Below are 22,948 nucleotides of genomic sequence, written 5' to 3'. Positions count from 1 at the left end.
TGCAGAACTTATCGTTACGGTGATAAATCGGTATCATAGATGCTTAAACCAGTTGTGATGACAGACTGAATGGCATATGACTAAACTAAAATTTACTAAAATGCATGGTTTGGGTAATGATTTCATGGTGATAGACGGAATTAGCCAGAAATTTTATCCGGATACAGCACCAATCGCTGCCTGGGCTCAGCGCCATACAGGGGTGGGATTTGATCAGCTTCTGCTGATTGAAGCACCGCAGACACCGAACGCTGATTTTCGTTATCGTATTTTTAATGCAGATGGCTCCGAAGTAGAGCAATGTGGTAATGGTGCACGCTGCTTCGCCCGTTTTGTTTATGATAAAGGATTAACCAGTAAAAAACAGATTGTGGTAGAAACTGCCGGTGGAATAATTGTGCCGCGATTGAATGAAGATGGGCTGGTAACAGTGGATATGGGTATACCGCTGTTTGCACCGGAACAGATTCCGTTTGAGGCTATTGATGAAAATGATGCCAAGAGTATCAGCCATGAACTGGTTGTCGGAGCTGATACCGTTAGTGTGACCTGTATCAATATGGGTAATCCGCATGCAGTGGTGGTTGTAGAAGATATTAATCATGCGCCCGTGCACCGGCTTGGTGCAGCCATTGAAAGTCACAGACAGTTTCCTCAGCGGGTTAATGTCGGATTTATGCAGATAAAAGCCCCACGAGAGATTTATTTGCGTGTGTTTGAACGAGGTGTCGGAGAAACACAGGCTTGCGGTACCGGTGCCTGTGCTGCGGTTGTAGCCGGAATCAGTCTGGGCTTACTGGGTGATGATAAACCGGTACAAGTGAATTTACCTGGCGGGCAGCTATCAATAAGCTGGCAGCAGAAACCTGATGCGCATGTCTGGATGACCGGGCCGGCAGAAACTGTATTTGAAGGAGAGATAAATTACTTATGAGTATTAAGGAAGCTGAAGTACTAAAATTTTTACATGCACAGCCACAGTGGTTATACGAACATGCTGCTGAATTTAATCTGCGCCCGATTGAAAGCAAAATATTGTCATTTCAACAGGGCAAAATGCAGGTAATGCAGCAAAAAACTGAAAAAATGGCCTCACAGCTTATTCAAATGCTGGGCGATGCTGATGCTAACCATACATTAATGGCCAAATTTATGGCGTTTACTCAGCGTCTGCTTATCGTCAATACACTGGCACAATGGCAGCGAGCCATCAGCGATGGATTAAACAATGAATTTACTTTACCTTATCATGCACTAATCATCACTGCGGATATTCCTAAAAATGTTCGTGTACCTGTAAATTTACATGTGAATGAGAAATTTAAGGTTATTAGTAAAAAATTAACTGCTCCTGTTTGTGGCGCTTTACCAGTTGCTGCTTTACTGGAATTATTGCCTGAACAACCGCGACTGGAAAGCTTTTTGCAATTACCTTTACGCTGGAAAGAACAGACGCTGGCTATTCTGGTAATTGGGCATGAAGATGAAGCACATTTTTCCCCTGATATGTCTACTGAATGGGTCGCAGCTATAGCTGATAATATGGCGGCTGTGCTTGCACGTTTGCTGAAACTGGTGCGTTAATGGGTACGCTAATCAGTTATGCAGTTGTATTGGTATATACAGGAGTATTTGTCTGGCAATGCTATAAATACCGTATTTATGGCTGGCTGGTTGTTTCACTAGTACTCTGGATAATTCTGGCCGCAATGAGTAGCCTGATATTACCGGGTATTGCTGATTTATTTAAGCCACTAAATCTGTATTTGATGCCAGTGTATATCTTACTCGGTTCATGTTTTGCTCTGCATCGGCGCGATCAGCTGAAACAAAGTGCATATTTAACTGCGTTGCTGTATGGTGGCTGGTTGCAGTTTAGTGCCTTGGTTGTTTGTTTGGTTTTGGTATTATGCTTAGTGAAAAATGTTATCCTGCAAATTCCATTACTGGTCACTTTATTCCAGATGTTTGTCTGGCAACCGGTTTTCTGGATAGGAAGTCAGTGGATAATAATGCTTCTGCTATTTTTACGCAGTACAGAAACTGAAAAACCTCTCTGGAGTGTACGAACTGTATTATTTTTCTGTTTATTTGAACAGTTGTTATATTTGATGATGAGTTTCAGAGGCAAACTGTAAAAAAATTTTAATCAATATAGGTTGCTTGAATAATTTTATTATATTACTTGATATGATTAAGCAACAAAAAAGCCAGACTGGAAAGTCTGGCTTTTTTGATTTCTTGTGCTTAGTTAGAAGCAGCAGAAGCTTCAGAAGCTACAGCAGGAGCAGAAACTTCAGATGCCGGAGCTGGAGTAGGTTCAGAAGCCGGAGCTGCTTCAGAAGCTGTAGTAGGAGCAGAAACTTCAGATGCAGCAGACGCAGCCGGAGTTTCATTTTTATCATTGCAGGCAGCCAAGAACAAAGACATCAGAGCTGCAGCAACTAATAAAGATTTTTTCATGATTATGTACCTTAACTTGTATCAAAAAGTATTACTTTAGTGATGGAAATCCAGTTTTTGCACACTATATCATTCGTCAATAAACAGCTATAGTGCGCATAACTTGTGCAAAGCGAATTATGCCCCGCCTTGCAAACTAATGCAATCAGCCAAGTGTGTATTTTCGTTAAATAAGTAGTTTCTTTGATACATGTATATAGTCTATATAGTCGAAAACATGGATTGATAGTGTATTTACTTCTACCCGCGCCCATAGAAAGGTGTTGTAATTTAAAATATAAAGTATTGATAAATTTTAATAAAAATAAATATTAAGCAACAATATTGTTATTAAAAAGTAATTATGTGATTAAATTATTAGTAATCGAAAAAGTTGCTTTTTTACAACAAATTTACATGTTTGTTGTTTTATATACTCAATATCTGATTAGCATTTACTAACAGTGGTGATATTTGATGAAAAGTAATAGAAAAAATCAGCTATATTTTACTGATGGGTTTAATTTATACATAACTATATAATATATATATTTTTTATTTAAATATAAATTATTAATATCGTTGTGACTGTAATTCTACGATGGATAATTTACATAGATTGTTGAAGAGCATATCTGATAACAGATATATTTTGTTTCTTTCTTGAAGGCTTGAAGGGCTGATTAATTTCTTGCTGTTATATTTATAGTTTTTACGGTTTTTATTGTGAAGTATTAATAGTTAGCAATGATGCAAGTCGTTTAAACTTTTTTAAGTAGAGTGAAAAACGGCTCCAAATCAACAAAATTTACATTAAATACTTTTATAAGATAGTGGTAATTACGGGTAAGTTTAATTTACCTGCTTTCATCAATATTTATTATTTGATCAAAAGTGTTCGAAATTAATTCTATATATAATATTTTATCTGTTTGATTACTAAATTAATATATAAATTCGTTAATCAGTGTAGTCGATATATCCAGTCATTGTTCGATATAATGCCAGTTTTTATTATACGGTATATATATATTGTTTATGTCTGCCGTAGATTTAGTTATTATTGTTTCAATGCAGGAAATCGACCATGACAGAATCCATAGAACGTGAAAGCATGCATTATGATGTTGTGATTGTTGGTGCCGGACCGTCTGGATTAGCTGCTTCCATACGATTAAAACAACTTGCAGCTAAAGAGCAACGTGACATTAGTGTATGCATTGTCGATAAAGGTTCTGAAGTGGGGGCGCATATTCTTTCAGGAGCCGTCATTGACCCGCGTTCATTATCTGAACTGATTGAAAACTGGCAAGAAAAAGGCGCACCTTTAAGCTGTGCAGTTAAAGAAGACCGGCTGCTGTTTCTGACTGAAAAAAAAGCTTATCGTTTACTTACTCCGTCCAGCTTTAATAATCATGGTAATTATATTATTAGTCTGGGGTTGTTTTGTCGCTGGCTGGCTCAGCAGGCTGAGGAAATGGGGGTAGAGATTTATCCCGGTTTTGCTGCTGCAGAAGTTCTTTATCATCCTGATGGTTCCGTACGCGGAATTGCTACCGGTGATATGGGACTGAATAAAGACGGACTACCGGGAAGTAATTATCAGCAGGGTATGGCGTTACTGGCAAAACAAACTATATTTGCTGAAGGATGTCGGGGCTCGCTTACCAAAACTTTAATTCGGCAGTTTCAGCTGGATAAAGATTGTCAGAATCAGACTTATGGAATTGGTATCAAAGAATTGTGGTCTGTTGCCCCGGAAAAATCCAAACCGGGCACCGTCATTCATTCAATTGGCTGGCCGCTAGACCGGAAAACTTATGGTGGTTCATTTCTTTATCACTTAAATGATAATAAAGTTGCTGTTGGGTTTGTGGTCGGACTGGATTATCAGAATCCGTATATGTCACCATTTTCTGAAATGCAGCGCTATAAAACCCATCCGGCTATCCGGGAGGTGCTTGAGGGTGGTACCCGTATTGCTTATGGGGCACGTGCATTAAGCGAAGGTGGATTGCAAAGTTTGCCTAAACTGACTTTTCCGGGTGGTTTGCTTGTCGGTGATACTGCCGGTTTTCTGAATGTTCCCCGAATCAAAGGCATTCATGCTGCAATGAAGTCAGGTATGCTGGCAGCAGAAGCTATTGCTGAGGTGTTAAAAGAGGAACATGTCAGTGATAATAGTAATACTGAAGCAGTGAAATATAGTGAATTGTTTCGAGACAGTTGGCTGTATCATGAGTTACATAAAGTACGAAACATCCGGCCGTCATTTAAATGGGGGCTGTTTGGCGGTCTGGCCTATAGCGGACTTGAAGAATATATTTTCAGAGGTAAGGCACCGTGGACGCTACGTCATCAAAGTCCGGATTATGCATCTTTACGAAAAGCACAAGAATGCCGGCCTATTGATTATCCCAAAGCCGATGGTAAATTAACCTTTGACCGTACGAGTAGTGTTTATCTTGCCAGTATCAGCCATGATGAGAATCAACCCGTACATTTAAAATTGAATAATCCTGAGCTGGCGATATCTGTCAATTATCGTGAATATGGCAGTCCGGAAACACGCTATTGTCCGGCTGGTGTTTATGAAATTGTAGATCAGGCCGGTGAACCGCATTTACAGATTAATGCGCAAAACTGCGTGCATTGCAAAACCTGTGATATTAAAGACCCTGAGCAGAATATTAACTGGGTTTGTCCTGAGGGTGGAAGCGGACCCAATTATGCAGAGATGTAAGAAAATAATAATTTATTTTAACTGAATCTATTTAATTAAACAGGCTGGCAATTATACTATTGCCAGCCTGTTTAGGTTTAATGTTCACGTTCGTGAAAAAATGCATAAGTGGCATCGTGAAATAATTCTACTTGCGGATTTTCCTCATACTGTAATTCCGCAATTTCATTATCAAAAGCCGCGCGTATGGACTCAGTAGCCAACTCAGCTATGTCTGCAGGCAGGGCTCGCAGCAGACCTTTAATTGCGGTGGCCAGCACCCGGTTTTGCATAATCAGAGCCTCGTTGCTTTCTTCCAGAAACTCTATTCGCTGTTCAATGGTACTCATGTGTTATTCCTAATTTAATTGAACACTATGTAGTTTATTTTAGCATTTTAACCTATAAAAGTTGCTATAATTACTCAGATATGGCTTACATAAAAATATGCATAGCCAGTTAAAATATACCGGACTGATCAGAAGTGGGGGCATGGTGAAAAATCAGTATGAACAACAAAACCAATTTGTTTTTACTTTGAGTGATGATCTGCCTGAACAGCAATCTGTCGCTAATTCAACTGTCAGCTCTGCAAAAATGACTACAGAGACTATGCCCGAATGGGAGCGCAGTCTTGAGCAGTTGCGCCAGCACAAAAAAAAGCAAGATAGCCGGTCAAACCGTCAGGAAGAAGTTATATCAGATGCACCGCCGTTATCTATACCTAAAACCAGAAGACGTTCGCATGATTTCAATGTGCCTCCGATAGTTACCAATACGATAAAAAATCGTAACAGACAAACTGAGCCAGAGCCGAAAACGGTATCCACATCCCAGCCTGCTGAAGTTTTACTTGATCCAGTACAGCGTGAGCGGGTTTATCGGGCTTATCTGAAACAATGGCAGCAGCAAAGTACACTAGAAGCGCAAAAGCAGGAATCTGCATTAAATGATACAGCCTTGCTTATTCAGGAAGACTGGCTGGCCGCACAAAACTGTTTACAAAGCGCTCCTGTTGATGAAAATCTACCTTCAAGCTGTACTATCCAGCTAAAAGGCAAACAGTCTACTGTTATACCAACAGAAGTAAGCCGGCAAAATACAGAAGATGAGCTTTCTGCTACCAGCGATAATGGCCAGCCGATCATTCATGTACATATGCATGTCATAGAACCGCGAGGTACAGCTAACAGGGCAGTAACCTGTATTTCCGAGCAGGCTTTACTGCAACAGTTAACTGAAAAATTACGTCCGCATCTTACTGATGTATTAGTCGGTATGGTTCGTGTTGCTGTACAAAAGCATACGGCCGGTCTGGTAACCACATTACAGCGTGAATTAATGGCCGAAGTACCCGGAGCAGTAGAGGATGTACTGCAACATAATCTGACACAGGTTATGAATAATTTTAAGAAAAAACAACGCTAACTCAGGCCTTGCTTTAATCTAATATTTATTGATAATGTAACTGAGTACACTAGCCATTCGAGTGTACTCAGTTTAATAAGCTAGTTACAAATCCAGAAAATTTAAATAGCTGCTCCTACAAGGTATATACATAAGTATTTATTATTGTTTTACTAAATCAACTATTTTATTGCTCAAATAAACGCATTGCCAGCAAACCATGTGCCATGGTTGCGCCTGCTTTTACAGAAGCTGAAATTGAAATTAATTCTGCTAATTCTTCTTCACTTACTCCTGCTTGTTTTGCTCCTTTAATATGAACATCAATACAATATGCGCATTGTGTAGTGAGTGCTACAGCTAAAGCAATTAACTCTCTTGTTTTTATCGGAATATTTCCTTCTCTGCGTTTGATGGTTTTATGGTCAAAATCTATAAATGCCTGTGTTTCTTCGGGTGCATATTTTAATAATGCAGTAGTGTATTTAAAATCATTGCTTGATTGATATTGATTAGTCATTTTATCTCCCAGTTTAAACGTAAAACTAACATTCCTGATAAATTCTCTACGAAAAGAACAAAGCTATTATGTTGTTTATAAATTATTGAATTTAAATTTTTTATAAATTAATTTTTTCTTTTACCATTAATCTGGCACGGTATAAGCGACTTTTAACTGCTTCAACTGTGATGCCAAGCTTTTCAGCTACTTCCGGCGTGGAGTACTCCTGAATATCCCGCAAAATCAACACCTGCCGGTAAATCAAAGGTAAAGAAATAATTGCATTAGTTAGATCTATTTTAAGATCGATATCTGCAGAAGATGCAGACAGCTCATCAATATCTACCCGGCCTTCAATGTTTTGGATTGTCTGACTTTAAATAAACGATAACATTCTCGTTCTATAATTCGAAATAACCAACTTGTAAAAGAAGAGATAGTTTTCAGCATACCGATTTTTCTATGTAACTGCCATAATGTGAATTGCACAGCATCTTCAACATCTTCTGTTGTAGAACATGTTCGTCTGGCAAATCTTCTGATGTCTGGCTGATATACTAACAATAACTGATTAAGTGCATGTGCATCACCCAGACAGGCACATTTAATAAGTTGCTCTCTGTTTTGTTTCATTTTTTATCCACTGCATCCGGCTTAAAATTAATACTGAATAAGCCTGAATAAATATCTATTTTTATCAACACATCTGAATAGAGTGCTAAATATACAGAATGGATTCAAAATATTTGATTAAATTTGTAGAACAAAGTTTATTAGTCAAGCTGAATTAGAAAAATCTAATATTGAAAGAACATTGATTATTAAAATTTTTTTTATAAATATCTGTTTAAAAATAAATTTAAGAGAAGATAATTGATTATGTGGTTTGACCGAAATGCGGCTAAATCAATTTTTAAATCTTCTATTAATTTATTGAGATACAAAAATTAATCTCGAAGAAGAAAATAAAATATAAATTATTTTAGATAAAATCCGAATATTTTTAATATTCAATTCAATTATTAAAAGCCCGATTAAAAAATTCACGTATAAAGCGCAGAAATAACTTAAGGCTTAATTAAACAGATATTATATTTATGACCAAAATATTATATTAATAAATAAATAAAATTGGATAGCAATGGTGAGTATAAAGCGATTATGCTATACTGCGCGCCATTCAGAGTATTCTGAATTGGAAGCCAGTATAGCTCAGTTGGTAGAGCAGCGCACTCGTAACGCGAAGGTCGTAGGTTCGATTCCTATTACTGGCACCATAAGATAAAATAAATTAATTAGTTAAAAATATTTTGTCCCTAACTCGTGACTACCAGTCTATTCACAGCAGCTACTTTTAAACCTAATTGTTTCAGCTTATGGTATACCTATATTTTTGATTTATGCCATTGTATCAAAATCTAGTAAATACCATATTTGCAACATTATTGAATGATTTGATGTAAATAGATTAAGTGCCAGAAATTTTATTGCTGGCACTATGATATAGAGATTATAAAAAACCAAATAGTAAGCTTTATTAGAAATAAAACCTACACTCGAAGGTAATCTATTCCGTTTTATTCAAACGTGCATAGCGTTGCGCCAGTACTGCACAGATCATAAGTTGTAACTGATGAAAAATCATCAGTGGTAATAACATAATGCCTACTATACTGGCAGGAAAGAGTACATTGGCCATGGGTACGCCATTTGCCAGACTTTTCTTGGAGCCGCAAAAGACAATAGTAATTTCATCAGCACGGTTAAAGCCCAATGAACGGGCAACCAGTGTATTAATGCTGATAACCAGAAACAGAATCAACAGACTCAGAATCACAATCATACCAATTGAGCCTAGATTAACTTTGTGCCATAGTCCTTCAACAACAGCATCACTGAATGCTACATAAACGACTAAAAGAATCGAGCCCCGGTCAGTACGGTTTATCCATACTTTATGTTTATGAATCCAATTTGCAATTAATGGCCTGGCCAAATGGCCTAAAACAAATGGCAGCATTAGTTGTAATAAAATCGATTCGATAGCAGCTGTTGTGTCGACACTATTGCCACTGGTGGGCATCATTAGACCAACCAGTATAGGTGACAGGAAAACGCCCAGAATGCTGGAAGCAGATGCACTGCAAACTGCTGCTGCAACATTTCCGCCGGCAACAGAAGTAAAAGCAATTGCGGACTGTACTGTAGCCGGTAATGCGCACAAATACAGAAAGCCCAGATACAGTTCGGGAGAGAGCCAGTGGGGAACCAGAATACGCAAACCTAAACCGATTAGCGGAAATACAATAAATGTGCTGCAAAATACAACTAAATGTAATCGCCAGTGTCTGATACCTTCTGTAATCGCCTGCCGTGATAGCTTTGCACCATGCATAAAAAATAGTAAGGCAATGGCAACTGTGGTCAGATAGCTAAAGAATGTTTTTGTGCTGCCCTGACAAGGCAAAACAGTAGCTGTACCTACAACAGTCAGCATTGCCAGCAAAAAGGGATCTATATAAAATTTTTTTAGCAGGTTATTCATTGGCAACAATCAGTTTGTGCTGAGTTTGTGACAAAAGTCATCATTTTAGCTTAAATGGTTCAGAAAAAAACAGCCGGTGATTAAGTTAAAAAAATTTAATCTGATTTTAAAATTACTTTTTAAATTTAAGAAATCTGGAAAAAAAGTATTAAAAGAAATTTAATAACGACTATTTGTAGTGTCATTCAAATCAGGGTAAATTTATTTTATAAAATCTTTGAAAATTTACTTTAGACAATCGCTTTAGTCATAATAAAACCGGATAAGCATATTTATCCGGTTTCATTATGATAATTGTTAATTTAAAAAAATGAGTTGAGTCCCAAAAATATCAATACAGATAAAACTGCAGCAGAGGGCAGGGTAATCACCCAGGCCAGTGCAATTGGTTTCATCAATTTCCAGTTAGCATTACGGTTAACCAGTCCGATACCCAGAACGGCACCAACCAGAATATGTGTACTGGATACCGGCAGCCCCATCAGTGTAGCCAGCATCACAATAGCTGCAGAGGAAAGCTCTGCTGTGAAGCCGGATGCAGGATGCATTTTGGCCAGATTGGTACCAACAGTCTGGATTACTTCTTTGCCGATAAACCATAAACCAACAATCAGTGCCACACCAAATGTTATCATCACTGGAGCCGGAATCATGGCATTGGCATCTATACCAATATCACCGGTACGGATAATATCCATAATGGCGGCAAACGGGCCAACCGCATTGGAAATATCATTAGCGCCGTGACTGAAAGCAAAGCCGGCAGCCGTAAATACCTGCATCCAGCTGAACATCAGAAAGGTTGATTTGCTTAAATCTTTGCGCCTTAAGGTTTTGGCGTAAATGAATGTGGCCATCCAGATTAATGCGCCAATCATGATGATTAACAGGAAATTGGTAATCACAGATAAACCAAGATGCAGATTAGTCAGCCCTTTAAATAACATCATAGCGGTAATCATCATGCCGCCACAGGCTGAAATTAAGGGTACCCAGCTATGCAGTGCCTTAAATGCGTCGATGTTATTTTTACGGCTTTCGATATCTGCCAGACCTTTATAGTAATCTGATTCGAGCTCTTCGACGCTATAATCAGGATCACTGTAATTTTCGGCGTCACGGGCTATAGCAGAGGAAATGCGAATTTTTTCGGTTTCACTTAGTTTTTCAAACCAGATTTTGTGTTTTTCTTTATATGCTTTTTTTTCCTGCTTAATTTCTTTCAGTGCTATAACCATTCGGTCGTTGTAGTCCAGTACATGCTTTTTTATCTGGCTGAACAGGATATAAGAAAAGGCACCTCCTAAAACAGGTGAGATAATCCAGGACAGACCAATTTCTCCCATTTTGTCCCATTGAATTAAATCCAAAGCGCTGCCATTACCCGTTATCAGATACCCCAGACACAATCCGCCACCCACCAGTCCGCCTATCAGCGAGTGTGTTGTTGAAACCGGTAAACCTTTTTTGGAAGCAATTAACAACCAGATTGCCGCCGCCAGTAATGCTGCCAGCATGACATTAATGCATTGTGAAGGTGTTAAATGCATGGCACCAAGGTCTATAATGCCGTGACGAATTGTTTTTGTTACTTCGCCGCCGGCAATGACCGCACCAGAAACCTCAAAAACAGCCGCTATACCCAATGCCTGCGGTATTGTAAGGGTTCCGGCGCCTACACTGGTACCAAAGGAGTTGGCAACATCATTGCCACCGATGTTAAATGCCATGAAGGCGCCAAACAGAGTGGCAATAACAAATAATAATGGAGAATGATGGTTGGTATATCCAAGCCCCCAATAAATAAAGTATGCAATTGTGCCGAATAATAATGCAGCAAAAGTATAATTAACCCGGGTGATCAGGGGAGAGCGAACAGAGGATGCGTCTGAGGCCATAATATATTTGTAAAAGTGGAAAATTCAGTACAGACATCCGCAAACATTATTGTGTGTATGCAGTGCTGCGTGAAAAAACTATCATTATAAAGATTTTTATTTCAAAAGGAATATTTTATGTATGCAAATTCGTTTTTACCTATAGTTGCTCCGCTGAAATTCTATACTGTTGTTCCTACTGCGGATTGGGTAGCGCGGATGGTCGATGCAGGGGCCAATACTGTGCAGCTGCGTAATAAAACTCTGATTGGTTCAGCATTGTACCGTGAAATTCAACGCAGTGTCGCTTATGCAAAAGATACACCTACACAACTATTTATCAATGATTTCTGGTGGGAAGCTGTAGATTGCGGTGCGTATGGAGTGCATCTCGGACAGGAAGATCTGGACAGTGCTGATTTAGTGATGATTCAGAGTTCAGGCTTAAGGCTGGGAGTAAGTACACATTCCCCAGCAGAACTGAGTAAAGCATTAGCAGTAAAGCCAAGCTATGTAGCCTGCGGGGCAATTTTTCCTACTACAACCAAAACTATGCCTACTGAACCTCAGGGACTGGACAAATTAAAGCAATACGTGATTCAAGCCGGAAATACACCTACAGTTGCTATTGGTGGAATTGATTTAAATAATGCACGCGATGTACTGGCTACCGGCGTAAGCTCTCTGGCTGTAGTTCGTGCTGTTACTGAATCAGCTGATCCTGAAAAAGTAGTAAAAGCCTTTCAGGCGCTTTGGGATAAATAAAGATTTACCAGTCTTTTGTAAACTAAAGTAGTTTTATCTGGGTGAGCAGGGGATTAGGTTAAGCACAGATAATCGCTGCATCAGGTCTGTTGCAGAGGTAATGCCTGATGTCAGTAAAGTATATAACTGGTGAAATTGCTAACAAGCAGAAGATATAGGCTATACTCGCAGTACTTTTATCTGATTGACTGATAATTGATTGCTGCCAAATATTATGTCAAAAATTTTTCTTTCTGAACCAAAAACTTCTAAACCGGCAATTGGTGTTTTATTGCTGAATCTCGGTACACCTGCTGCACCTGCACCTCAGGCTGTACGACCGTATTTACGCGAATTTTTATCCGACCAGCGTGTAGTCGAATTACCGCGTTTTTTATGGCAGTTAATACTATGCGGGATTATTTTGCCTGTTCGCGGGCGTAAAAGTGCCCACGCATACAGCACCATCTGGCAGGAAGACGGCTCCCCTTTATTGACCGGAACACAACTGCTTAGCACTTCTTTAGCCAGTGCTATGCCAGACGGTGTTATTACCCGTTTTGCTATGACCTACGGACAGCCCAGCGTAGTTAATGTTATGCAGGAAATGAAACAGCTTGGCGTGCAGAATTTGCTGGTGTTGCCGTTGTATCCGCAATATGCGGGTTCCAGTAGTGGTGCTGCACTGGATCAGGTATGGCGGGTAATGCTTAAGCAACGTGTACAAATGGCAGTACGAAGTATCACCAGCTTTTATGCAGATGACAATTATATAAAAACACTGGCCAGACATATTCAGACATACTGGCAAAAGCATGACAGAGGACAGTGTTTATTAATAAGCTTTCATGGTATACCAGAGGCTCAGCATCAGGCTGGCGATAGTTATGTAGAGCATTGTAAAACCACGACCCGTTTACTTACTGAAGAGCTTGGGCTGCAAGCAGATGAATACCGGCTGGCATTTCAGAGCCGCTTTGGCTATGCACCCTGGGTCGGACCAAGTACTCAGGATTTGCTTATCCAGCTTCCTAAGACCGGAATCAGCAGACTTGATGTCGTATGTCCGGGTTTTGTTACCGATTGTCTGGAAACACTTGAAGAAATCAATATTCGTGGTAAAGCAGACTTTCTGGCGCATGGCGGAAAACAGTTTCAGTACATTCCCTGTATGAATAGTGAGCATGAATGGGTTGAAATACTGGCTCCGCTTGTGAAGCAGCATTTACAAGGCTGGCTGTAAAGTACACAAATATCAGAAACGGATAATAAAAAAGCCATAGTGTAATATCACTATGGCTTTTTCAGCAGCTTATTTAATTAGCTTCTGCCTGGGGAATAATTCGTGCAATCAGTGCATTATCTTTGCCGAGCATCTGTGGAATTTTTACTTCAATTCCGTTTCCGGAAGCTACTTCTACCGGATAGCCCTTACGTGTCATTGCTTCAAGGCGGATAATCTGATTACCGCCCGGATGAATAATTTCCAGCTGGTCACCAAGGCTGAATTTATTTTTTACCTCAATGGTTGCCCATCCTTCAGAATCAACAGCCGTAACTTTGCCTACATACTGACTTTGTTTTGATAAAGAATGTCCGGAAAGGTAATTCTGGTACTCTTGTGTCTGATGCCGTTCCAGAAAACCAGTTGTATAACCCCGGTTGGCCAATCCTTCGAGTTCTGCCAGTAGGCTATAATCAAAAGGTTTACCTGCAACTGCATCATCAATAGCACGCCGGTATACCTGCGCTGCCCGCGCTACGTAATAGACTGATTTAGTCCGGCCTTCAACTTTTAAAGAATCTACACCGATTTCTGCCAGTTTGGCGACTTGTTCTACTGCACGTAAATCTTTGGAATTCATGATATAGGTGCCATGCTCATCTTCCATTATGGGCATCATATCACCAGGCCGGTTTGCTTCTTCAATCAGATAGACTTTATTTGCAAGCGGGTGACGTTGCTGGTCATTTAAGCCATATAATGCATTATCAGCCAGACTTTTCGCCTGATTAAAGTCAAAATCGGGTAATAATTGAGCATCGCCGCTGTCGCTATCAGCCGTATTATGTACTTTATAATCCCAGCGGCAAGCATTAGTACAAGTACCCTGATTAGGATCACGATGATTAAAATAACCGGAAAGCAGGCAGCGGCCTGAATAGGCAATACACAAAGCTCCGTGAACGAATACTTCCAGCTCAATATCCGGGCATTGCTGCCTAATTTCGGCAATTTCATTAATACTAAGTTCGCGCGACAGAATAATACGTTCTATGCCGATACTCTGCCAAAACTGTACACCCCATGCATTGGTGGTATTAGCCTGAACGGATAAATGAATCGGTATTTCCGGCCATTTTTCACGCACTTTCATAATAAGACCCGGATCAGCCATAATCAGCGCGTCTGGCTGCATAGCTATAATCGGTTCCATATCGGCCAAGTAAGTTTTCAATTTTGCGTTATGTGGCAAAATATTACTTGCCAGAAAAAATTTCTTTCCGCGTGCATGTGCTTCAGTAATACCCTGTTCCAGTACTGGCAGATGTGCAAATTCATTATTACGTGCGCGCAGAGAATAACGCGGTGTGCCGGCATAAACAGCATCTGCGCCATAATCAAAGGCTGTGCGCATCCGCTCCAGTCCACCAGCGGGCAATAATAATTCTGGTGCTTTCATGGGTATTTAAACTTTCCTGATTATTTCGAATACATTCAGGCAGCCGGCTTTGAAATAGCCGGCTGCCTGAAAAATATAGTCTATATTGTTAATAGAATTATCCGCTTTTTCCTGAACATGGTCAATTGCATGCCATAACCAGCTATAATTGAAAAATCTACATCTGACATAAAACGGCTATGTCTAATAATCGCATCAATCATCAACCTGCTTTCTTGCTTACCTCCCGTCCATGGAGTGAAAGCAGTCTGCAAATTGAAGTATTTTCCCGGGATTATGGCAGAGTAGTGATGCTGGCGCGCAGTGCGAGGCGCCGGCAAAGTGAATTGCGAGGTGTACTCGTTCCTTTTGTGCCGCTACAGCTATCCTGGTATGGGAATAATGAATTGAAAACTCTGCACCGGGCAGAATGGATAGGCGGCTGGCCTCAGCCTCAGAATCAGGCGTTATTCAGTGCCATGTATGTAAATGAGCTGGTACTAAAACTAACAGCCCGGGAGGATCCGTTACCTGATGTTCACGCGGCACTACATACCGTACTACAACATATTTCAAACGGTGAACACTTATCTGCACTGCGTTATTTTGAGTGGTCATTACTGCGTGCTTTAGGTATTGCTCCTGATATTAGTCAGGATAGTCAGGGGGAGGAGATCATTAATCATGAACGCTACTGGCTGCGCGCCGAACATGCCCCTGTTTTATTGATGCAGGCACAGATGTCAGTGCAGGAAAATGGTATTGTTGTTCACGGGCACACTCTTAATGCATTAAATAACCGCTCACTAGCTGAACAGCCTGAATGGCATACCGAGGCCATACGACTGACACGTATGCTTCTGGACTTTCGTCTGCCTGAAGGTATCCTTAGCCGGCGAGTATTAAAACAATTGCAGCAATATACCTTATAGGAATAAAGAAACCAGGTTTGAAAAATAAAAAAAATGAAATCACAATTAGATTATAGTTTTTTTCTATAAAATTTTATTTTATGATCAATAAAATAATCGTGTTTTGTTTAGTTGAATTGAATAAAAAATGTTCAGAATATTATCAGCTAAATATTATATTCATTTAGAAAATAATTATTTATATATATCTAATTAAATTAATAATTATAATTTTTCAAAATCTAATATTTATTATGGCTAATATTTAACCAATTTTAAAATAGATAAAATCTATGGAAAAATTTGTTAATAAACGACAGGTGATATGATTTTTATAATCAATATAGCATTAAATTTTATAAAATTATTTACTTGGTAACCAAAATAAGTCAAAATAAGTTAAAACATGTATATATGGGCAGAATACAATTTAATTTAACTTTCAATTAATTTTAAGCTGTTGTAACTTAATTATTATTAAATTTTTAAAACAAAATTTATTGAAAATTTTCATTTTGCTATATATTCCGTATCAAAACGCAGTAATGCAATGACTCTGATTTTATTATCAGTATTCAAATTTCAACAAGGAGTAATCATGTCAGAAAGTTTTCAGAACGAAGTACCACCAGCACGTGTCAATATTAAACTGGATTTACATACAGGAGGCGCTAAAAAACAAGTTGAATTACCTTTGCGTTTATTAGTGGCTGGCGATTTCAGCTTCAAAGAAAGCGATACTCCGCTGGCAGAACGTGAAAAAGTTTCAATTAATAAAAACAACTTTGATGCAGTGCTTGCTGAAATGAATCCAGCCGTAAAACTGTCTGTTCCAAATGCTCTGGCTGATGATAATTCCGAAATTCCTGTGAATCTTGAATTCAAATCAATGAAAGATTTTCATCCTGAACAGATTGTTCAGCAAGTACCTGAACTGAAATCGCTGCTAGCTATGCGAAATCTGCTGAGAGATTTGAAGTCCAATATTCTGGACAATGCAGTTTTACGCAAAGAACTGGAAAAAATTCTGCAGGACAAAAATCTTTCTGATGAGTTGCGCAAAGAACTTGAAGCAATCTCACCAATCATTTCTAAAGAATAAATACCGCAGAGGAAAATTAGTATGCAAAAAAATATGCAGAATGCTGGTTCCGTTAAAAAAGAAAATGCTGTTCAACAGTCTGTTTATGAATCATTATTTGATAAAATAAATCTGAATACCGTCTCTACAGCTCCGACTTTTGACCATTACACCAATAATACAGCATTATCTGAATCTGCTACCAATGAACGTATCTCAGTAGCAATCAACGTATTCCTGAAAATGATTCAGGACAGTGCCCAAACTGTAGACAGACTGGATAAATCCTTACTGGATTTCCATATTGCTAAGCTGGACAAATTAATCAGCAATCAGTTAGATAATATTCTTCACCATCCTGAATTTCAGGCAATTGAAGGTACATGGCGTGGTCTGAAATTTTTAGTAGACCGTACCGATTTCCGTCAGAATGTCAAAATTGATGTACTTGATGTTTCTAAAGATGCTCTGATTCGGGATTTTGAAGACTCACCAGAAGTCATCCAAAGCGGTCTGTATAGCCATACTTACATCAACGAATATGATACCCCGGGCGGACAGCCTTTTGCCTCAATCATTTCGGCTTATGAATTTGACCGTTCCCCTCAGGACATTGAGCTGCTCAGAAATATTTCAAAAGTTTCCGCTGCTGCACATATGCCATTTATTGGTTCTGTAGGTCCTCAATTCTTTGGTAAAGAAACAATGGAAGAAGTTGCCTCAATCAAAGATATCGGCAACTACTTTGACCGTGCTGAATACATCAAATGGAACAGCTTCCGCAATACTGATGATGCCCGCTATATCGGCCTTACTTTACCGCGCTTTCTGGCACGTTTGCCTTATGGCAGTGAAACAGTACCGGTACGCAGTTTCAATTACAGTGAAGAAGTTAAAGGTCCTGATCACAATCGTTACTTGTGGGCTAATGCCACCTTTGCATTTGCAGCCAACATGGTAAGAAGCTTTATTAAGAATGGCTGGTGTGTTCAGATTCGTGGCCCGCAGGCTGGTGGACTGATTGAAAACCTGCCGATTCATTTATATGATCTGGGTTCCGGCGCACAAATGAAAATTCCGACGGAAGTATTAATTCCTGAAACACGTGAATTTGAATTTGCCAATCTGGGTTTTGTGCCATTATCGTTCTACAAAAATCATGATTTTGCATGTTTCTTCTCTGCAAATTCAACACAAAAACCAGCCCTGTACGATACTAAAGAGGCGACAGCCAATAGCCGTATCAATTCACGTCTTCCTTATATTTTCCTGCTGTCACGTCTGGCTCATTATCTGAAACTGATTCAGCGCGAAAATATCGGTATGACAAAAGACCGGCGTGTTCTGGAAGTGGAAATGAATAACTGGATACAGAATCTGGTTACAGAAATGACTGATCCAAGTGATGAGCTGCAGGCTTCACATCCGTTACGTCAGGCAAAAGTAGTAGTAGAAGATATTGAAGATAATCCGGGTTTCTTCAAAATTAAACTATTTGTCATTCCGCACTTCCAGATTGAAGGTATGGATATTAATCTTTCATTAGTATCTCAAATGCCAAAAGCTAAAAAATAATCCGGTATAAGCGAGAAAATCTACCGATAGTTCCCTATCGGTAGATAACAATAAAGGATTGCTAAATGTCACGCGCTATTATTTGTAAGGGAGATACCACTACCCATGGTGGGGTAGTACTTGAAGGTGATCCTATCGCAAAAATTGAAGGAAGACCGGTAGCACGTAAAGGCGATAAAGTTAGTTGTCCGAAATGTAGTGGTACTCATTACATTGTAGAAGGTGATCCCAAGCTAACAGTAAAGGGGCGTCTTATGGTTCTCGAAAACATGAAAACCAGCTGCGGTGCTCGATTGTTATCCAAACAATCATTAGCTAAATGTGAATAATCTATCTAATTTAGAACAGGTTGTAAGTTGAAAATCATCAATCCGATTTGGTACGAAGGTACCTTACTGCTGCCACAAATTTTCCAGCAACAGGAATTACTGCAACAGGCAAATGCCTTTAGCATAATGCAGTGTACGCGAATTATGCCATGGGGCGTAATGCGTATGGAAATAGACACTAATAGTCTCGCTCTGAAAAAGCTTAAATTATCGGATTGTGCAGTATCATTTCAGGATGGTACTTGGTTTGATTCACAGCAAATGCAGTTTCTGCCACCTGCCCGTGATTTGTCACAATTACCGGATGACATACTCGAAACAACAGTATACTTAACATTACCTGAACTAAATACCGTAGGCAGTAATCTGCTTGAAAACAGCAGTAATGCACCATTACGATTTTCTAAACAATTTGTTTCGGTTACTGATCTTTACGGTAGCCAGCAAACAGAAATTGCAGAAAAAAGATTAAATTTCAGCCTGAAATTCTCTCATGAAAACCGTCAGAATTTTTTGGCAATACCCATTCTTCGTCTGATTAAAAATCAAAATAATATCTGGCAGCTTGATGCACAATACATACCGCCAGTATTCTTTATTGGCAGCAATATTTTTCTAATGGAGATGCTGTCAAGACAGATACAAATTCTGCTTAATAAAAGTCAGCGTCTTGGTTCATTACGAAAAGAACGTAATCAGCAATCAGCAGACTTTCTTGTATCTGATATTTCATTATTCTGGTTGCTGAACATACTCAATCAGTCTATACCGGAAATGGTGCTGTTACAAACACATAAAAATATTGCACCAGAAAACTACTACATTTTACTGGCACGTTTGGTTGGAAGTCTGCTGTCGTTTTCAATTGAATCCAGTATCAAAGACATACCGCAATACGATCCGTTTAATTTAGGTACAACATTCATCCGGTTAAATGAAATGCTTATAGAGCTGCTGGATACTGTTATACCTACAGTACTGGTACTGGTGGATCTTGAAAAAGTTGGTAATACCCGATGGATTGGTCATCTGTTAGATGCACGTCTGGATGAAAACACAGATTACTATATTTCCGTTCGTGCCAGTGTTCCGTTATATGAACTTCAGGAACGCTTTCCGAAACTATGTAAGATTGGTTCGCCTGATGATGTTGAGCGAATTCTGCCGTCAGCATCCAATGGTATTCCATTAAGAATGATGCAGCGTTTACCCAGCGCGTTACCCATGCGTTCAGAAGCTACCTATTTTGCATTAGATAAGTCGCACCCGGGCTTTAAAGCCATGATAGCAGCCAGATCATGCTGTATTTATTCACCTAATTCATTTGATGGATTAAATATCGAATTATATGCGGTGCCAAATGAAGAATAACGAAATTCCAGATTACGTACGGGAAAATTTACGTAATTATATTTTATTTGTAACGCGCTTAAGCATGGGGCATGCCATTCAGGATATGGATGAAGTGCAGTTGCTTGCTATTCATTTTGTTTCAGAGTTTGATCAGAAACTGAGTGAAAATCACCTGCCTGAGCATGTGCGAAAACAGATAAAGTATGCATTGTTTGCACTTGTTGACGAGCTTGCATTACGCTTTTTGGACAGCAAAAGTAAATCAATTTGGGAAAGCAGCCCGTTACAGGTATCCCAATTTGGTGAATATGATGCCGGTATACAATTATTTGAAGATATTCAGACTGAATTGCATAAACCGGATCCGTCATTCTGGCTGTTAAGTGTCTGGCAGCTGGTATTTGCTCTTGGATTTAATGGTAAATATTTATTCGAAGAAACACATGCTCGTAATGAACTCATCACCAAAATTGATTCGCATCTGCCTGAAATAATTATTCCTTCTCTTCAGACTGATCGAAAATTGCGCCCGATTACTATACGGTCTTTTTCAACAGTGAGCTGGTGTTTAGCTTTTCTGGTGTTCACAATAGTTATATATCTGGTGCTTAATAAATATCTCAGTAATCTGGTTGCCAGTATTGGATAAGGTACCAAATGAGTAAACGCATTTATTACACATTACTGCTTGTCTGGATTGTTTGCCTGTCGCTATATTTTATCTGGCAAATTTGGGATATATACTGGGTAATCAAAATATGCCTCAGTATACTCATAGTACTGGCATGCGGATTTCTGTGGTATCAGAATCAATTCTGGTTTCGCAAGCAAAGTGCAGTAAGTCTATACAATATACCTAAATCCCAGCGCATCATTCTCGTAGCAGGCGATGATATATCTGATTGGATAGAATCTTCTGAACGCTGGAGACTGTTGCGTGATTCAATGTGGATCAGGGTCGAAGACTGTGCGCAGTTAATCAGTATTTATCAGAATCTGGATGAACAGAATAAAATTGCTAACGGTATATTTTTGATACTTAATCCAGATAAATATCCTCATGTGGCAGCACTGGAGCAGCGTATTTCACAATGGCGGCAGGAAATCGAAACCATTCAGGCTTCATACAAACGCCGCCTGCCGCTGACATTGGGTATCCATACCGATCTGCTTAATGAAAATCTTGATTACTGGCCTGAAAACAATAGTAATCAGCTTTGCAGGGAGCGTACTGATGTGCAAGAGTATTTTTCCTGTTTACAAAAACAGCTGGATAGCAGAGCAGCTTTGAATGCCCAACAGCCGGAACATCTGGATTATAGAACCACATCCACACTTTATCTGAATCAGCAATGGCTCAGTAAATATGTGATTAAAAATTTGTTGCCGGAAAAATCATATCGTCATTCTCTGTATATGATGTCATGTGTCTGGTTAAACAGTTTCAATACTAATCAGCAAGCAGACTGGCGTAAATTTGAAATTGAAAAAACAGGATTTGTTAGTCCGGTTCATACTTTTATAGTTAACGGTCTGAAAAATTTTCCGGTTATTGAGAATAGCTTTGTACGCCAGCACTATTTAAGTAAAGGTGCAAAATATCTGTGTTACGCAATTGACTGTTTCCTGCTGTTCATTCTCATTGGTACTGGGTATTCGTTTGTTCAAAATAAAAAATGGCTGCAGGAAGTTATTGCTGCTCATCAGCAATATATAGCGATACCTCAGCACCTTGAAAATGAACGTCTGGACAGTATTAAAAATTTAAAAATCATTCAGCAGACATTACAGGACTATAAGACATTCGGTGAACCCAGAAGAATGGGATTCGGTTTATATCATGCTACCGAATTATTAGCAGTTATCAATAAAGACATAAATTCTTTCCAGATGGAGAAGCAGAAAAAACAAATTATCCGTTTAGATACCACAGCATTGTTTGACGTAGGTCAGAGTCAGCTTAAAGCGGATGCCAAACTGGTTTTACAAGGGGTATTAACCTGGGTACAGGCGAACCCGAATAAAAGAGTACTAATAGATGGTCATACCGATAACACCGGAAATGCTGCCAGCAACAAAACTCTGTCATTTCACAGAGCTGAAGCTGTACGTGACTGGCTAGTGAGTGCATCCACCTTTCCGGAAGACCATTTTACTGTACAGGGATATGGGGATAGCAAACCCATAGCAACCAACGACGACCCGCAAGGGCGTAGTAAAAATCGTCGTGTCGAAATTACCTTGGTTGATATGAATCATACCGACTAATGTAATATTTATTAACTAATTAAAGGATATTCATATGGCAATTCCTGCTTATTTATGGATCAAGGATGACGGTGGTTCAGAGGTTAAAGGCTCTGTAACTGTACAGAATCGTGAAGGCTCAGTAGAAGTATTGGCATTCGATCACGAAGTTTATATTCCTACTGACGGCAATACCGGTAAACTGACAGGTACTCGTGTACACAAACCTATTTCCTTTGTAAAAGAATATGATGCTTCTTCACCATATCTTTACAAAGCAGTAACTAATGGTCAGAACCTTAAGTCCCTGGAATTTAAATGGTATCGCATTGACGATGCAGGTCAGGAGAAAGAATATTTCAACACCCTGCTAGAAAATGTGAAAGTAGTGGCTGTGCGTCCTAAAATGCACAACATTAAAGAAACCAGTAAAGAACGCTATAACCATCTTGAAGAAGTGGAATTGCGTTACGAAAAAATCACCTGGGCTTACAAGGATGGCAATATTGTTCATTCCGACAGCTGGGTTGAGAACCGTTAATTTTAATTA

23 protein-coding genes and 1 tRNA gene are annotated in these 22,948 nt (G+C 39.2%); 16 read left to right on the top strand and 8 right to left on the bottom strand.

The annotated features are described in order from the left end of the window. Positions 1-76 precede the first annotated feature (76 nt). Genes dapF through H3V01_RS05295 form a run of 3 tightly spaced genes read left to right on the top strand, consistent with a single transcriptional unit; the run spans position 77 to position 2,138 of the window. Positions 77-934, top strand: coding sequence for a diaminopimelate epimerase (dapF, locus tag H3V01_RS05305; RefSeq protein ID WP_198186182.1), 858 nt, complete (start codon positions 77-79; stop codon positions 932-934). Continuing rightward, positions 931-1,584, top strand: a complete 654-nt coding sequence (locus H3V01_RS05300; RefSeq protein WP_198186181.1) for a DUF484 family protein — start codon at positions 931-933, stop codon at positions 1,582-1,584. The genes dapF and H3V01_RS05300 overlap by 4 nt, the downstream gene beginning before the upstream one ends. Next, positions 1,584-2,138: a hypothetical protein gene (locus H3V01_RS05295; RefSeq protein WP_025330963.1), complete on the top strand. Its 555-nt coding sequence runs from the start codon at positions 1,584-1,586 to the stop codon at positions 2,136-2,138. The genes H3V01_RS05300 and H3V01_RS05295 overlap by 1 nt, the downstream gene beginning before the upstream one ends. A gap of 109 nt (positions 2,139-2,247) precedes the next feature. Here the strand turns inward: H3V01_RS05295 and H3V01_RS05290 are convergent, their stop codons facing one another. Next, a complete protein-coding gene (locus H3V01_RS05290; protein ID WP_198186180.1) occupies positions 2,248-2,463 on the bottom strand; it encodes a hypothetical protein in 216 nt (71 codons plus the stop codon). A 1,066-nt stretch (positions 2,464-3,529) separates the two neighbouring features. Here H3V01_RS05290 and H3V01_RS05285 point away from each other — a divergent pair. Continuing rightward, positions 3,530-5,185: an electron transfer flavoprotein-ubiquinone oxidoreductase gene (locus tag H3V01_RS05285; RefSeq protein WP_198186179.1), complete on the top strand. Its 1,656-nt coding sequence runs from the start codon at positions 3,530-3,532 to the stop codon at positions 5,183-5,185. Positions 5,186-5,262: 77 nt separating this feature from the next. Here the strand turns inward: H3V01_RS05285 and H3V01_RS05280 are convergent, their stop codons facing one another. Beyond that, a complete protein-coding gene (locus H3V01_RS05280) occupies positions 5,263-5,514 on the bottom strand; it encodes an NGO1151 family protein (protein ID WP_078474237.1) in 252 nt (83 codons plus the stop codon). Between the two features lie 142 nt (positions 5,515-5,656). Here H3V01_RS05280 and H3V01_RS05275 point away from each other — a divergent pair, with 142 nt between their 5' ends. Next, entirely contained in the window at positions 5,657-6,592 is a 936-nt protein-coding gene (locus H3V01_RS05275) for a hypothetical protein (protein ID WP_198186178.1), read from the top strand. A 166-nt stretch (positions 6,593-6,758) separates the two neighbouring features. On the opposite strand, the gene H3V01_RS05270 is transcribed toward H3V01_RS05275, so the two are convergent. From H3V01_RS05270 to H3V01_RS05260, 3 genes are all read right to left on the bottom strand, one after another. Then, entirely contained in the window at positions 6,759-7,091 is a 333-nt protein-coding gene (locus H3V01_RS05270) for a carboxymuconolactone decarboxylase family protein (protein WP_198186177.1), read from the bottom strand. A 100-nt stretch (positions 7,092-7,191) separates the two neighbouring features. Beyond that, entirely contained in the window at positions 7,192-7,353 is a 162-nt protein-coding gene (locus H3V01_RS11195) for a sigma factor-like helix-turn-helix DNA-binding protein (RefSeq protein WP_257012146.1), read from the bottom strand. Between the two features lie 62 nt (positions 7,354-7,415). Continuing rightward, a complete protein-coding gene (locus H3V01_RS05260) occupies positions 7,416-7,706 on the bottom strand; it encodes an RNA polymerase sigma factor (protein ID WP_198186175.1) in 291 nt (96 codons plus the stop codon). A 568-nt stretch (positions 7,707-8,274) separates the two neighbouring features. Here H3V01_RS05260 and H3V01_RS05255 point away from each other — a divergent pair. Next, a tRNA-Thr gene (locus H3V01_RS05255) sits at positions 8,275-8,350 on the top strand. Positions 8,351-8,640: 290 nt separating this feature from the next. On the opposite strand, the gene H3V01_RS05250 is transcribed toward H3V01_RS05255, so the two are convergent. Both H3V01_RS05250 and H3V01_RS05245 read right to left on the bottom strand, forming a co-directional pair. Then, positions 8,641-9,618: a bile acid:sodium symporter family protein gene (locus tag H3V01_RS05250; protein ID WP_198186174.1), complete on the bottom strand. Its 978-nt coding sequence runs from the start codon at positions 9,616-9,618 to the stop codon at positions 8,641-8,643. Positions 9,619-9,920: 302 nt separating this feature from the next. Continuing rightward, positions 9,921-11,516 (bottom strand): inorganic phosphate transporter, encoded by a 1,596-nt coding sequence (locus tag H3V01_RS05245; RefSeq protein WP_198186173.1) that lies wholly within the window; start codon positions 11,514-11,516, stop codon positions 9,921-9,923. Positions 11,517-11,633: 117 nt separating this feature from the next. On the opposite strand from H3V01_RS05245, the gene thiE reads away from it, so the two are divergent. Together thiE and hemH are read left to right on the top strand one after the other, a co-directional pair. Further along, positions 11,634-12,260: a thiamine phosphate synthase gene (thiE, locus tag H3V01_RS05240; protein ID WP_037392130.1), complete on the top strand. Its 627-nt coding sequence runs from the start codon at positions 11,634-11,636 to the stop codon at positions 12,258-12,260. 214 nt (positions 12,261-12,474) lie between these two features. Further along, complete coding sequence (gene hemH / locus H3V01_RS05235; protein WP_198186172.1) at positions 12,475-13,482, top strand: ferrochelatase; 1,008 nt, start codon at positions 12,475-12,477, stop codon at positions 13,480-13,482. Between the two features lie 73 nt (positions 13,483-13,555). Here the strand turns inward: hemH and trhP are convergent, their stop codons facing one another. Further along, a complete protein-coding gene (trhP, locus tag H3V01_RS05230; RefSeq protein WP_078474241.1) occupies positions 13,556-14,923 on the bottom strand; it encodes a prephenate-dependent tRNA uridine(34) hydroxylase TrhP in 1,368 nt (455 codons plus the stop codon). A gap of 179 nt (positions 14,924-15,102) precedes the next feature. Here trhP and recO point away from each other — a divergent pair, with 179 nt between their 5' ends. The 8 genes from recO (at position 15,103) to H3V01_RS05190 (ending at position 22,939) form a co-directional block, all read left to right on the top strand. Next, positions 15,103-15,834, top strand: a complete 732-nt coding sequence (gene recO / locus H3V01_RS05225) for a DNA repair protein RecO (protein WP_198186171.1) — start codon at positions 15,103-15,105, stop codon at positions 15,832-15,834. Positions 15,835-16,411: 577 nt separating this feature from the next. Continuing rightward, entirely contained in the window at positions 16,412-16,915 is a 504-nt protein-coding gene (gene tssB / locus H3V01_RS05220) for a type VI secretion system contractile sheath small subunit (protein WP_025330951.1), read from the top strand. Positions 16,916-16,936: 21 nt separating this feature from the next. Beyond that, entirely contained in the window at positions 16,937-18,469 is a 1,533-nt protein-coding gene (gene tssC, locus H3V01_RS05215; protein ID WP_038648915.1) for a type VI secretion system contractile sheath large subunit, read from the top strand. Between the two features lie 65 nt (positions 18,470-18,534). Then, positions 18,535-18,798 (top strand): PAAR domain-containing protein, encoded by a 264-nt coding sequence (locus H3V01_RS05210; RefSeq protein ID WP_025330949.1) that lies wholly within the window; start codon positions 18,535-18,537, stop codon positions 18,796-18,798. A gap of 27 nt (positions 18,799-18,825) precedes the next feature. After that, positions 18,826-20,169, top strand: coding sequence for a type VI secretion system baseplate subunit TssK (gene tssK / locus H3V01_RS05205; RefSeq protein ID WP_096765962.1), 1,344 nt, complete (start codon positions 18,826-18,828; stop codon positions 20,167-20,169). After that, entirely contained in the window at positions 20,159-20,800 is a 642-nt protein-coding gene (locus tag H3V01_RS05200) for a DotU family type IV/VI secretion system protein (protein WP_025330947.1), read from the top strand. Before tssK ends, H3V01_RS05200 begins: the two co-directional genes overlap by 11 nt. An 8-nt stretch (positions 20,801-20,808) precedes the next feature. After that, positions 20,809-22,419, top strand: coding sequence for an OmpA family protein (locus H3V01_RS05195; protein WP_025330946.1), 1,611 nt, complete (start codon positions 20,809-20,811; stop codon positions 22,417-22,419). 34 nt (positions 22,420-22,453) lie between these two features. Beyond that, a complete protein-coding gene (locus tag H3V01_RS05190; protein WP_025330945.1) occupies positions 22,454-22,939 on the top strand; it encodes an Hcp family type VI secretion system effector in 486 nt (161 codons plus the stop codon). The last annotated feature ends 9 nt before the right edge of the window (positions 22,940-22,948 follow it).

Source organism: Snodgrassella sp. M0351 (genome assembly GCF_016100575.1).
Classification (GTDB): domain Bacteria; phylum Pseudomonadota; class Gammaproteobacteria; order Burkholderiales; family Neisseriaceae; genus Snodgrassella; species Snodgrassella alvi.
This window is presented reverse-complemented; position numbering and strand designations above follow the sequence as displayed.